Below are 13615 nucleotides of genomic sequence, written 5' to 3'. Positions count from 1 at the left end.
TGTCAGCAGGCTATCTTAACAAAATATTATTAGGAAAAAAGACCGTACGGTCTTAACTTTGCCCCGTCATGAACAAAGGATACCATCATCGGCATTTTCAGCACATCAGTGAGCGAGGTAGTGGAAATAAACCAGCCGGCTGCTGGTGGTATTCAGATGCTTTATGAAAAGGACCAAATTTTTATTATCCAAAAACGGACCGTTCGGTCTTAAATGAACAACCATTATGAAAGTCATTCAATTTACTGAGTATGGCGCTTATGATCAGCTGAAGCTTACAACACTTCCGGAACCTGCCTTAAGCGGCAGCCAGCTGCTGGTGAAGGTAACTTTTGCCGCAGTGAACCCGGTGGATAATACTATACGTAAGGGGCTGATACCACAGGCTAAAAAACCGCCCATGATACTGGGTAATGAAGCCGCCGGTATTGTGGTGAAGGGCAATGCAGACTTCCCCGCCGGTACGCGGGTGATCATCTCAGGTTTCACCGCACAGGGTACCGTGCGCGGTATTACCACGGATGGCGCCTGGCAGGAATACCTGGCCGTTGAACCGTCTGAACTCGTAAAAACGCCGGATACACTTACTGATGAAGAAGCAGCGGCAGCGTTTGGGGGCTTCTTTTCCGCTATGGCCTGTTTAAACAGGGCAGAGTTTGCACCCGGCAAATCCGTGTTGTCGCTGGGCGTGGGTGGTTCTGTTGGTAATGCGGGTGTGCAACTGGCAACCGCGCTGGGCGCATCACTGGTGATCACTACCGCCGGATCAGCTGCAAAGGCTAAAATTGCGGAAGACGCAGGTTATACCAACGTGATCAACCTGGAAAAAGAAAGCATCCGGGAAGGCGTAATGCGGATCACCGGCGGCAAAGGTGTTGACATTGTGCTGGACAGCATTGGCGGCCAGCTGACCGGCGATGCTATCAGTTCACTGGCACGGAGCGGTATTATCGTCAACATCGGTTACTCAGCAGGCACGCAGTTTACGGCCAACATCACCGATTTTGTATGGAAAGGATTACAGATGCGCGGGCAAAGCCTGTCTGGCTGGTTCACGAACGAACAGCAGCAGGCAGTATGGGGTCAGCTGTTAACCCTCTTCAGCAAAGGCGCCATCAAACCTATCGTAGCCAGGATCTTTAAGGCAGACGAAGCGCCCGCTGCGCAGCAATTCCTGATAGAAGACCGTCCCTTTGGTAAAGTGCTGCTGCAGTTTTAACATTTCCTTATATGGGTTCCGGCATTTAGGTTACAATTGTCCATGATTCGGTTAACTGCAGCAAATGGTGATTGCTGAAATTTGTATAACAATAAGATCATTGAATTTTAAATGTTAACAAATGGAATCAGTAACCAATAAGCAGCCCGTTGCGCTGGTCACAGGGGCCAACCAGGGCGTAGGTAATGAGATTGCAAAGGCGCTTGCAGCTAACGGATATATTGTATATGTGGGATCGCGTAACCTGGCCAATGGTGAAAAGGCGGCGGCCGATATTGGCCCCGCTGCACATGCCATCCAGCTGGATGTTACAAAGCAGCCGGACATCCAGGCAGCGGCGGCACGCATAGAAAAGGAACAGGGACGCCTTGATCTGCTGGTAAACAATGCCGGCATCTCCCATGCGGGTAAGCCGGGGCGCACGCTCGAAGAAATAACCGAGGCCAGCCGTCCCAGCGTTGCCTCCCTGGATGAAATAAAAACCGTTTGGGAAACGAATGTATTTGGTGTGATTGCCGTTACCCAGGCCATGCTGCCGCTGCTGAGAAAATCATCCGCAGCGCGCATTGTGAATGTATCCAGCGCGCTTGGCTCACTAACCTGGATGTCTGATCCGGCCTGCTGGTCGAGAGAACATTACGGTGTTGTTTACGGCGCATCCAAGACGGCACTCAACGCCGTTACCGTTGCTTTTGCCATAGAACTGGAGAAGGAAAACATAAAGGTACATGCCACCAGTCCCGGCTTTACCGCCACCGCGCTGAACAATTTCCAGGGTACCGACAGCCTCGAAACCGGCGCACGAGAACCGGTGCGCGTGGCCCTGGCCAACGATATTCCCACCGGCAGCTTTACAGGTCCCAACGGACCGCTGGCCTGGTAGTGCAGCCATTATTTTGCCAGGATAAGTAAACTACAATAAATTGTGACCGGTGCAGTATCAGTCGCCGGTCACAGTTATTATCTTTGAATGTGAAATGTGAAATGTTATGATCAGCAAACTTGACTCGATCCCCGAAATGCACCGGATGCTGGGATTGCCGGGACCTGTTCATCCTTTGATCAGTTTATTGGATATGACGAATAATATAGTGGATCTGACCCGTCTGCCCGCCAGTTATGTAACCGGCTTTTACAAGGTTACGTTCGTTACCAAAGTATCGGGACAATTCAGGTATGGACAAAGCTATTATGACTTTGACGAGGGCACAATGCTGTTCACCGCCCCTAACCAGGTAATAGCCAATACAAACAGCTACAGGGGAACCAAGGGTTACTCCCTGATCATACACCCCGACTTTCTGCAGGGGCACCCCATCGCCAGGAAAATAAAACAGTATGGTTTTTTCTCTTATGCCAGCAATGAGGCCCTGCACCTGTCTGATAAGGAAAAACAGACCATCCTTTCACTTTACCAGATCATCGGCGATGAATTAAACAGCAGCATTGACGAAGTCAGCCATGAGCTGGTGATTGCCCAGCTCGAACTGCTGCTGAGTTATGCCAAGCGTTTTTATAAACGCCAGTTCCTGACCCGCCAGGTGGTAACCGGCAACCTGCTGGAACAGCTGGAAACAATACTCAGTAAATTTTTCGAAGAGGACAAAGCCCTTAGCCAGGGCGTTCCTACGGTACAATACCTGGCGGAGCAACTCAACTATACTCCCAATTATTTAAGCGATATGCTGCGATCACTTACGGGGCTGAATGCACAGCAGCACATTCATCAGCAACTGATTGAAAGATCCAAGGACTTGCTGTCGGGAACCAATATGTCTGTCAGTGAAGTGGCTTACCAGTTAGGCTTTGAGCATCCGCAGTCTTTCAGCAGGTTGTTCAAGATCAAAACCAGTATGACGCCTGCTGCATTCCGGCAGCGATTTACAGCATGAGCAGATTGTTCTGAAGATCCATCACGCCCACTCCGTAGGCGCCTTGCCGAATTTCTTCTTAAAGGAGTATGAAAAATGAGAAAGGCTTTCAAACCCCAGGCTGAGATAAAAAGCAGATGGCTTTTTGTCTTTCTCGATCAGGTGCCGCGCTTCTGCCAGGCGTCGTTCCAGTAACCATTGCCGCGGCGCCATCCCGAATATTTTCTGGAAATCACGTTTAAAGCCTGCCAGGCTTCTTCCCGTGAGCTGTGCAAATTGTTCAACAGGAATATTGTAATGGAAATTGCTGAGCATAAATTTTTCCAGGTCCATTTTGTGAGGCTCCGAAAAGTCGAATAAAAAACTGCTGAGCTGGGGCATGGTATGTAAAAGGAGGTATACGGCCTCCCTTACCTTCAGCTTACCCACGGCATTGGTTATTTTCGCTTCCGGATGGCGGACATAGGGAAGTACGGACTGAAAGTATGCATGCAAAAAATCGTTCGGCGGCAAAAGAATATTAGCGGGACCCGTATATTTTTGCCCGCACGCTATCTGCTCTTCCAGGGCAATCTCCCTTAGCAGGTCTTCCTTCAGCCTGATAACGATGGTTTGATAGTCCTCCCCTTCCAGGGGGATTTTGGTAAGTTCACCCAGCTGGTATTTCTGTATCAGCAGCATCTGGCCGCTGGTCATGGACACCTTCTCTTCCGTGGTTTCCAGGGCAAAACGCCCGGAAACCTGTAAGACGAGGGTATTATGCTCCATGAATGCCACCTTTTCCTTTCTTTCGGTGGTAAGGAAGGAGTAAAATATGACCCCCGGGATGATCTGAGTGGGATTTTTCATTGTACAAAGGTATAAAACCTGTAAAGTTCAGGTGCAATATCATTAACGCTGCAGGTAAGTACCTCCCAATATAGCGTTTGGTGAAAATTGCGTATGCAGTGTGTTTAACTCTTCAGGAGTAAACTGCAGCTCCATGGCCTGCATGTTTTCGGGCAGCCGTGTTCTGCGGCTCATACTTACCAGCGGCATGATATGATCTCCCTGTGCATTTACCCAGGCAATGGCCAGCTGTGTTGGTGAGCAGCCCTTTTCTTTTGCCATTTGTTTCAGTATCGCTACTTTTTCCAGGTTCTTTACCAGGTTCTCTCCCTGGAAACGTGAGAAGTGGCTGCGGTAATCATCAGCAGGAAGCGGCGCTTTCAGGTCGCCGGTGAGCAGTCCTTCCGCCGTATTGGCAAATGCTACAACACCGATGCCCAGTTCTTTGGCAGCCGGCAGCAGGTCGCTCTCTATCTGGCGGTCTGCCAGTGAATAGCCTATTTCCAGTGCAGCTACCGGATGAACGCTATGGGCCTTGCGCAGCTGATCAGCAGTGATTTCAGAAACGCCCAGGTAACGTACTTTTCCTTCTTTGATCAAATCGGCTACGGTTCCAATGACGTCTTCCACGGGCACACTGTTGTCCATTCTGCAGGGCTGGTAAAGATCTATGGTATCTATACCCAGGCGAACCAGGGAATAGTTGATAAAGTTCTTAATGGAATTGGGACGCAGATCCAGTCCCAGCCATTGGTTATTATAGAATATCGCGCCGAATTTGACACTGATGAAAGCCTGGTCCCTTCTTCCCTTGATCGCTCTGCCTACCAGCATTTCATTGTGTCCGTGACCATAAAAATCACCTGTATTCAGGAAGTTGATACCGTTGTCTAACGCCATGTGGATGGTAGCGATACTTTCGTTCTCATCAGTGGCTCTGTTACCCCAAACCGGGGACATGCGCATACAACCTAATCCGAGTTTAGATACCAGCGGGCCGTTCTTGCCAAGGGCTATCTTTGTTATTGTTGACATTGTCGTTATGTTTTTGATTAACGATACAAAGATCAACCATTATACCTTGTGGCCGTTTTCCTCCATAGCTCAATTTACTTTCGTTCACGGCTCACTGCCGGTAACGATATAAACTGCCTGCAGCTACCTGGCATTCTTTTTCAATGCGGCTATGGCTGCTTCCAGTACCGTATCCTTCCCTTTCCTCAGATCAGCAACCGCAGGCTTTACCAGGATGTCTGGCTGGACGCCTGCTCCTATAAACTCTTTTCCGTCGGGATACAGATCATGTTTGGAGCAAACCCTTGCACTGCCGCCTCCCGGGAGGGCAAAAAACATGGGTTGCCCGGTGCTTCCGCCGGTGGGCTCGCCAATGATCAGGCCACGATCCATACCATCAAAAGCCACGGCAAAATCTTCGGCGGCGGAGAATGTGCGGGGACTGGTGAGCACCACCACCGGTTTACTGTAGTAGTGTTTTTTGTCAGGGTCTACATAACTATCGCCGTAGCCATACCTCCCTTCGGGGGATCCCCAGGCCCTGTAGGCAGGTCGATAGTCGCGGGTGTACCAGCTGCTGGTGGCAATGTTGTTTCTGGTAAGGCATCGCAGTACACTATAGCCTACATTACTGCTGCCGCCTCCATTATCCCGAACATCAAAGATGATGGCGCTGGCTCTTGCAATGGTATCGAAAGCCCGGAGAAAGTCCTCCGCCGCCTTATCAGATCCAAAAGAATTCAGGGCTACCAGGGCAATACTGTCTTTGAGCCAGGTAAGCTGGAAGGCCGGTTTGCCGTACTTGCCGTTATCCGCCAGCGGGATACGCTTTACCGGAAAATTTAGCCGCTTCCCTTTTTCATCCACCAGCACTGTATGCACAGTAGAATCTAAGGGCCCTGCAAACAATGCATACTCATAAGTACGGGTGTCGAGGTCCTGCGGAGTGGAGGAGCTTTGGAAGGGCCTAACATATTTCTCAGCATAATCTTTAACCGGCAGTCCATTGATCTCCACCAGTTCCAGGCCTTCTTTGAGGCCCTGTTTTCTCAGCTCCGGGTCTGATATGGTTACCACCAGCACCTTATCTTCCACCAGCCTTGTGCGGAAAGCGGGTCTTGCATAAAAAGTACTATACAGCGCGGGCGGGACATTCACATTGGTATGTCCATCATGCAGCTGTGCGATCATGGCGGTTAACAGTTTATAGTATTCCGCCGTACTGGTGCTGGCCGTTACTTCAGGAAGGTAAGCCATGTAGAGTGAGTCCCAATCCAGCTGGGGCACCAGGTGGAAATTGACGAAGCTGTATTTTACTTCTGCCCACAGTTTTGACAGGCCGGCGATCTTTTCATTGGGAGAGAGATCGGGTTGATAGGGGCTGCTTAATGCCAGTCCGTCCCAGAACTTTTCCTGTCTTTTAGCAATAGCTGCTGCATCTGTTACCATTTGTGCCCAGCGGGGATCGGGATGCAGCAGGTTCAGGTCGGTGTCTTCCTGCAGGTGGGCGGTATCGGAATAGCCATATTTAATAGCCTGTGCAAGGAAATTAAATGCGTTCTCTTTATCTCCGGTAAGGGCGTAGCAGCAGGCGGCGTTGTAGTAGTTGTTGAAATCGAGGCCGCCTTTTTTAATTGCCTGGATATAGAGGCTTGCGCTTTTCGTATAATCCTTACTATTATATGCTTCGTAGGCCTTCTGGGCAAGCTCGGTATAGCTTTGTGCAAAACAGGGGCCTGTAATTATTAACAACAGGAGCAGCAATGTGGGTCTGGTCATGGGTGGTGATAGCGTTGGACTTAAACAGATATGTTACAACGACAATTTAAGGAAAAACGGCTTTTGTGGGGTATATTTTCGATGGGTGGAGACGAAGTAGTTGGGAAGCGGTGTCAGGTGGGGGGCTGCTTTTGTTGTCTTACACGGAATAGTTGTCAGCTTACACGATACATCTGTCAGCTTACATGACACATCTGTTATCTTACATTGAACACCTTCGATCTGTCACAGTACATCTGTCAGCTTGCACGGTACATCTGTCAGCTTACATGACACATCTGTTGTCTTACATTGAATACCTTCGATCTGTCACAGTACATCTGTCAGGTGGCAACGTATTTCCGGGATCTTACAGTGCGGTTTTGGCATCTGTCAGTGACCGGTCCTGGAAAAACTTTACAGTTTTTGAACGGTGATGGATGGATGTATTTCATTGCCTCCCGGCGTCTTCCAATAGCTGTTTAATCTGCCCATACAGCCGGGCGCCGGAACCGGGAAGCTCCAGGTCTGCATGCAACAGCTTAGCATCCTTGTCAAAAAGCAGGTACTTAGGTATACTTAGGGTGGTAACATTATATATTTTAGCGATTGACTCAATAATTTCATTGGACGCGACATAATGCATGCCATCCAGTTTATAATCATTGATAGTTGGAAAGATCTTCCGGTTGGCAGGCGAATCAAAAGATAAGTATAGCATGTTAACGGAGCTGCTATCCAGGAAACGATGCAATTCCTCACTATGTCTGAACTGGGCAACACAAGGGCCGCACCAGGTAGCCCAGCAGTCTACCATCAATGGTTTACCGTTTGCAAGCAACCGTACCAATCCCTCAATGTCATTTATCGTCTTCAAGGCAGTGTTTTGAACCATCTTTATCCCACCGGCTGCCCCATTATACTCGATATAGTATCCCATTTTACTATTGGCGGCCCGCTGATGAGCAACATCCGGAACTTTTGCAAACTCCCGCTCAACAATGTCCGTCCACACACTATTCGGATAATATTGATTAAATGTTTGTTTATACTTGTCCAATATCTCCTTTGATAAATCTCCATGACTAATGTTGGATAAAATCAGGGAAGCCATTTTCCACTCTTGTATTGAATCCGGAGCAGTGGCATATATTTGGTTACCTTCTCTGAATACATCCCATTTGGCCTTATCACCAATATAAGAAGGCCCCGAAATCTGGCCGGTTAACCGGAGTTTGTTTCCGGCAATGATTTGTTGAATCTGGCTGACCTGGTACTTAGCATCAAATGCATCATATTTGGTATACAGTCTATTCAGGCCATCCAATATGGCCCACTTGGGGGGCATCTTATTAATTGCAGGCGGTGGATTGTCATCCTCTAAATAACTACTATACCTCATGTAGGTATACATAAGGGTAATCGCCTCTACATGAACCATAAAATATTGATGCAGCGAAGGGGTGATCTTACCCTCCGAAAACAATGCGTTGTAAATGGACTTATACTTACGCATACATTGCTCAACGCTATCTACAATTGCAGCTCCGCGGGAGGCAGGGGCTATAACAGCGTCAAATTCCGGATCCAGGTCTCGTCCAAGGGGCGGCGTACGCATTACGTAGTATTGACCGTCGCTATTGCTACCGGAAATACTGTAAGTATTGTCCGGCTTGCCGTCAACCCGGATTGTATCTCCTTCCGCTATGAATAACTTATAGGTGAAAGCGGCAGACTGGAATTTAACAACACCGGGAACGGCCAGGGGCAAAGAAATTTCCGACAGGCCGTTTTTTGCGACCACTTCACTGGTAACGGTAAGGTTATTGGCAAATCTGCCGAAAGGCTGATATACTTTTACAACGGTTCCATCGGATAGCTTAGGGTGTGTAATAGTGATCTTCGCCAGCCTTTGAGAGAATGATGAAGAACCGCAGAGCAGTAAGCAAATTAACAATAGATGATTTCGCATAAGGATGTAGTGGATAGTGACCCCCACTTTTGTCCTTGTAAATTACTATTTTTCCAACTGATCTGGCATCCTGATGGATATTATCTTTATTTGGCGCTGTTTGCGGTTGTCCACAGGCGGTGTAAACAACCGCCAGGGACCAACCATATACTTGCATGTATTTCTTAACTTTTACTCAGCAACCGCCTTTGCGGGGGGGACGTTTATAAAGTATTTTACTATCCCGCTCCACATAGTCGCCCGTTACTATCGGATAGGAATACTTCGGTGCGTACGATACAGCCTGGCTTCTTACAATTATCCTGTCGTTAACTTTCAGGCTCCGCAATTGCTGAAATTCACTATTCTTTCCCGCCCCGAAACTGAGAATATAATCGACATCATCTATCCTGACCATCAAGCCGAACCCTAATCGAGCGCCTGGCGGAAGAGAAAGCGAGGTTACCACAGCTTCCATATTGGTATTAGCTTTTATATGCCTGTTTATGCTGGCGGCGCCGTCCAGTACTTTTTTACCTCCAGGAGACGCTTCCCATTCTTTGAATTTTATACCAGCAGGGGTAGCTTCCCATTGTTCCCGCGCGGCCTTTATTTCAGCAGCAGAGGGCGGTTTCGGGGCCGGTTTTTCAGCAGTTCCCTGTTTAATTTCGCGGTTAGCCAGTACTAGTCCGCTTGCCACCAACGGCACTAAGACCAGCGCATAGATAAGTTTTTTCATATTTTTTGTAGTTTTAAGTAAATAAATCTTTATCCGGATAAATCAGCCCCGTTTAAGGCATTTCTTTTGTTTTCGTACCCTTTAAGCGCTGATACAACAAAAATACCTTGAAAGTATCCAGACGAGGGCGCCTGGATTGTAAATTAAAATGTAACCTTTGTAAATAATCTCTTGACATGAAGCCTTATATCCGCAATCTCCTGTCCGGGAAACGTAAGTACGTGGGTGCATTGTCATTACTCCTGCTTATCTCCATCATTGGCCTGGCTTTCAGTATGGCTGGCGGTAACGATTATGAAGTTGCCCGGAGGGAAATCTTACTCCGCCGGATCGGGCATGAAGTATTATTGCAGTCAGGCGACAGCACATCCCGGGTACTTCCGGTAAAAAAGATCGCCGAAAACGAATACCAGATCAGTTTTGAGAATAATCTTACTTTTCAAACCGGCCACCTGGTGAATACTACCCGGCGTTTGTTGTCCGGAGACCCGCTTGCAACCGATTATGTTGTCAACGTACTGAGCTGTGCAGATGGCAGGGTAGCTTATGGATATGCTATATCAAAAGATAAGAAAAATGATATTGTAACCTGTTTAGGAAGAAAGCAACCCAAAGCATGTTACATGATCAACATTAAATTTAATCCAACGGCTATCATTACAACAAAGACTAAACATTTCCTGGGCGGCCTGGCATTTTTAGCATTGGTTGGATTTACTTTCTGGAGACCTGCCAGGGAACAAGAGGATCTAATAGATCGTCAGGATACAGACTTAGCTGATAACCAGCATACTGACCTGCTCAAATTGGGGGCAATGTCGTTCGACACAGCGGCGCGTAAGCTCATGGCAGATGGAAAGACCATAGAGCTGACCAGGACTGAAACCCGTGTGCTACGCATTTTTGCGTTGGCGCCCAACGAGGTGATAGAGCGAAGCCGGCTGCAAAAAGAGATATGGGAAGATGAAGGGGTTATAGTGGGCCGCAGCCTGGATATGTTTATATCCAAACTCAGGAAAAAGCTGGAGCTGGATCAGCATATCAGGATTGTGGTTATACGTGGGAAGGGGTATAAGTTAGAGATTAGTGGTTAAAAAAAGAATTTTTGATTCAGAAAGGAACTTATTGGATATAAAAAACGGCGCTATTTGTCTTCAAATGGCGCCGTTTGGTTTTATGCCAGTCACCACCCCGGACCCACCGTTATAATAACTTCAAAGGGGATTTTTGATGGAATAGCCCGATTGGGGAGCATGCTTAATGATGTAGAAAATTCTTCCAATACGATGTTTGTTACCATACATCAATTTTTTCACGCCAAAGCGTTCGGACATTTGACTAAATATTTGAAACGAATACTAAATAAAATCACAATGGAAAAAGAATTGATCATAAAATGGACCATCCGGGAATCAGAAACTTCACGGATACTTGGCCTCCTACCGCAACTGGCGGCAGATACCAAAAAAGAAAAGGGAAACCTTCTTTATAACATTTACCAGGCAGCCGATAATGCCAACGTACTGATCCTGCATGAGCGCTATGCCGATCAGGAGGCTCTGAACTTCCATAAAAATTCGGCGCACTACCGGGAAACCGTAGTGACGGAGATCATTCCGTATCTCGAAAACCGCGAGGTACAATTGCTTAACAAGCTTTTCTAAAAACTAATGAAGTAACAGATTATTCACTTTTTAATAATGCAGTCATGTCAAAAAAGGTTTTAATAATTGTTTCCAATGCGCATGAGATTGGACCTAACCACAGAAAAACTGGCGTTTTTCTGGATGAAGCAGCGCACCCTTACGGAGCGTTCGATAAAGCCGGATACCAAATAGACTTTGCCAGCCTTACAGGAGAAGTTCCGTCGCTGGATGGCCTGCAAGGAAAGGACGAACCTGGAAATGCAGCCTTTCTGAACGGCGAAGGATGGAATAAGATGCAAAACAACACAAAGCTTGCCGATGTAGATGTCAGCGCTTATGATGCCATTTTCGTTTCGGGCGGACTTGCCCCGATGGTAGATATGCCGGAGGCACCGTTGCTGAAAAAGGTTATTGCCGAAACCTATGAGCGCGGCGCTATTGTTGGGGCAGTGTGTCATGGACCTGTGTCGTTGCTTAATGTAAAACTAAGCGATGGGTCGTTGTTGGTAAAAGACAAGAATATCACTGCGTTTACCACGGAAGAGGAAGCTAATTACGCCTCGGCGGACGTGCCCTTTGATCTTCAAACAGCGCTGACTAAACAAGGTGCCAGGTTTCATGCCGGTACTGCCTGGGCCCCGCACAGTATTGTCGACGGGAACCTGGTGACCGGTCAGAACCCCGCTTCGGCCAGTGCTACCGCACTAAATGTTATTTCTCTTTTGGAAGCGTAATATGCAGGGTAAAAGTCAATAGTAAGGGCAGGCAGCACACTGTTTGCCCTTTTATTGCCATCTAAACTACCAATGGTGAAATAGTTTATCTTTGAGTATCAACCCGGACTGATCACCATAAATGGCCAGCACTCAATAAATATATTCAATGGAAAATGCTGTTGTTAAAGAAATATTTAAAGAGGTTAACCTTACTGATGCGGATGTAGAAATCGTATCCGCAAAATTTAAGGAAATGCATGTACCAAAAGGCAGGATCATATTAAGTGCCGGACAGTTCGTTCCTTATCAATATCATGTGTACAGCGGATGCCTTAGGACTTATTTTATCGACAGCTCCGGAAAGGAACATACCATACAATTTGCTGTGAATGATTGGTGGATCAGCGATTATACGGCATTCTTCAGCGGCGAAAGGGCCATGTTTAACATAGACTGTATCCATGATGCGGTTATTTACCGGCTCTCGAAGAAAAGCATGGAAGAACTTTACCTGGAAGTGCCGCTGATCGAAACCTTTTTCAGGATAAAAATGGAACGTTTTTTTTCCACTTATCAGAAAAGGATCTTATCCGACCTGGCGATGCCCGCAAAGGATAAATACCTGATATTTTTACAAACCTATCCGCAGATTGAACGAACAATTAAAAATTACCACCTGGCCTCTTACCTGGGCATTACGACAGAAAGCTTAAGCCGCATCAGGAAAGAATTGTCCCGTTCTTAGGCGTCTAAATTACCATACATCATTTTTCACAGTAGTTCCCTGATCTAAATTTGTATCTGAATGTTAATTTTTAAGATCATTATCTATAGGTCATGGATGTTACCGTAGAACAAGCAAAACAGATAGCTAATGCCGCAGAAGCGAAGGCGGCAGAAATTGGCGTTCCTATGAATATAGCTATCCTGGATAAGGGAGTTATCTAAAATATTTAACATGAAAATCATAACATGGAACTGTAATATGGCTTTCAGAAAAAAAGCCGAAATTATTTTAGCATATCTACCTGATATTCTTATTGTCCCTGAATGTGAGCACCCAGACAAAATAATCTTTAAGGGAGACACAAAAACTCCAACAGATAAATTGTGGTTTGGGAACAATCGTAATAAAGGGCTGGCCGTTTTCACTTTTGGAGAGCTAAAAATTAAGCAATTTAACCATAATGAGTTATTCAAATTTGTTTTACCCCTTAATATCTATAATGACAAAATAAGTATTACACTTTTTGCCGTATGGGCACAAAAACCCGAATATCATGACTGTTACACTGAACAAATTTGGAGCGCTGTACATTTTTACAGCGACATTCTCGGTGAAGATAATGTGATTATTGCAGGTGATTTTAATAGCAATTCAATTTGGGATAAACCAAAGCGTGTGTATAATCATACTAATCTCGTAAAATTCTTGATGACAAAAAATATACTAAGCACTTACCACAACTTCCATAACCAAGTTCAAGGAGAAGAAAGAGATAGTACACTTTTTATGCACCGAAAAATTGACCGACCTTATCATATTGACTATTGTTTTGCTTCAGAAAACTTAATCAGAAAATTAAAAAATGTGGAAGTAGGTACATATGAAGCATGGACAAAGTATAGTGATCACAAACCATTGATTGTTGACTTTGAATTAGACTTCTTTTAAAGCTGGATTATATCTATGAAACCGCAGATATAGAATAGAAACGGGAAGTCATTAGTTCGATGTTCCCTGAAAAATTGCATGTTGAAAATAGTTCACTTCGAACTGGCAGGGTAAATGAAGCTGTCAAATTTATTTACATAATAAACGTAAGCCAGCGACCAACCCCATCTTTCTAACAACAAGTCCAGCTTTTAACTT

General features: G+C 46.3%; 14 protein-coding genes. 9 read left to right on the top strand and 5 right to left on the bottom strand.

What is annotated here, in order from left to right; translation table 11 throughout:
* Window positions 1-226 precede the first annotated feature (226 nt).
* The 3 genes from Q0577_RS00365 (at window position 227) to Q0577_RS00355 (ending at window position 3111) form a co-directional block, all read left to right on the top strand.
* On the top strand, window positions 227-1219 hold the full coding sequence (locus tag Q0577_RS00365) for a zinc-binding alcohol dehydrogenase family protein (RefSeq protein ID WP_298731662.1): 993 nt from the start codon (window positions 227-229) through the stop codon (window positions 1217-1219).
* 121 nt (window positions 1220-1340) lie between these two features.
* Window positions 1341-2102 (top strand): SDR family NAD(P)-dependent oxidoreductase, encoded by a 762-nt coding sequence (locus Q0577_RS00360; protein WP_298731661.1) that lies wholly within the window; start codon window positions 1341-1343, stop codon window positions 2100-2102.
* A gap of 106 nt (window positions 2103-2208) precedes the next feature.
* Window positions 2209-3111: a helix-turn-helix transcriptional regulator gene (locus Q0577_RS00355; protein ID WP_298731660.1), complete on the top strand. Its 903-nt coding sequence runs from the start codon at window positions 2209-2211 to the stop codon at window positions 3109-3111.
* Between the two features lie 21 nt (window positions 3112-3132).
* Here Q0577_RS00355 and Q0577_RS00350 read toward each other — a convergent pair whose 3' ends face one another.
* From Q0577_RS00350 to Q0577_RS00330, 5 genes are all read right to left on the bottom strand, one after another.
* A complete protein-coding gene (locus tag Q0577_RS00350) occupies window positions 3133-3939 on the bottom strand; it encodes an AraC family transcriptional regulator (protein WP_298731658.1) in 807 nt (268 codons plus the stop codon).
* 42 nt (window positions 3940-3981) lie between these two features.
* The gene (locus Q0577_RS00345; RefSeq protein ID WP_298731656.1) at window positions 3982-4953 is read right to left on the bottom strand and encodes an aldo/keto reductase; all 972 of its coding nucleotides are present in this window, start codon (window positions 4951-4953) and stop codon (window positions 3982-3984) included.
* 123 nt (window positions 4954-5076) lie between these two features.
* Complete coding sequence (locus tag Q0577_RS00340) at window positions 5077-6711, bottom strand: S41 family peptidase (protein WP_298731653.1); 1635 nt, start codon at window positions 6709-6711, stop codon at window positions 5077-5079.
* 430 nt (window positions 6712-7141) lie between these two features.
* On the bottom strand, window positions 7142-8662 hold the full coding sequence (locus Q0577_RS00335) for a thioredoxin-like domain-containing protein (protein ID WP_298731651.1): 1521 nt from the start codon (window positions 8660-8662) through the stop codon (window positions 7142-7144).
* Between the two features lie 175 nt (window positions 8663-8837).
* Window positions 8838-9380, bottom strand: a complete 543-nt coding sequence (locus Q0577_RS00330; RefSeq protein ID WP_298731650.1) for a hypothetical protein — start codon at window positions 9378-9380, stop codon at window positions 8838-8840.
* A 176-nt stretch (window positions 9381-9556) separates the two neighbouring features.
* Here Q0577_RS00330 and Q0577_RS00325 point away from each other — a divergent pair, with 176 nt between their 5' ends.
* The 6 genes from Q0577_RS00325 (at window position 9557) to Q0577_RS00300 (ending at window position 13417) form a co-directional block, all read left to right on the top strand.
* Entirely contained in the window at window positions 9557-10474 is a 918-nt protein-coding gene (locus Q0577_RS00325; protein ID WP_298731648.1) for a winged helix-turn-helix domain-containing protein, read from the top strand.
* A gap of 279 nt (window positions 10475-10753) precedes the next feature.
* Complete coding sequence (locus tag Q0577_RS00320) at window positions 10754-11044, top strand: putative quinol monooxygenase (protein ID WP_298731646.1); 291 nt, start codon at window positions 10754-10756, stop codon at window positions 11042-11044.
* A gap of 44 nt (window positions 11045-11088) precedes the next feature.
* On the top strand, window positions 11089-11760 hold the full coding sequence (locus tag Q0577_RS00315; RefSeq protein WP_298731644.1) for a type 1 glutamine amidotransferase domain-containing protein: 672 nt from the start codon (window positions 11089-11091) through the stop codon (window positions 11758-11760).
* A gap of 235 nt (window positions 11761-11995) precedes the next feature.
* Entirely contained in the window at window positions 11996-12487 is a 492-nt protein-coding gene (locus Q0577_RS00310) for a Crp/Fnr family transcriptional regulator (protein WP_298731642.1), read from the top strand.
* Window positions 12488-12579: 92 nt separating this feature from the next.
* Window positions 12580-12690: a heme-binding protein gene (locus Q0577_RS00305; RefSeq protein ID WP_298731640.1), complete on the top strand. Its 111-nt coding sequence runs from the start codon at window positions 12580-12582 to the stop codon at window positions 12688-12690.
* A gap of 10 nt (window positions 12691-12700) precedes the next feature.
* On the top strand, window positions 12701-13417 hold the full coding sequence (locus Q0577_RS00300) for an endonuclease/exonuclease/phosphatase family protein (RefSeq protein ID WP_298731638.1): 717 nt from the start codon (window positions 12701-12703) through the stop codon (window positions 13415-13417).
* Window positions 13418-13615 lie beyond the last annotated feature (198 nt).

Source organism: uncultured Chitinophaga sp. (genome assembly GCF_937898475.1).
GTDB lineage: Bacteria > Bacteroidota > Bacteroidia > Chitinophagales > Chitinophagaceae > Chitinophaga.
This window is presented reverse-complemented; position numbering and strand designations above follow the sequence as displayed.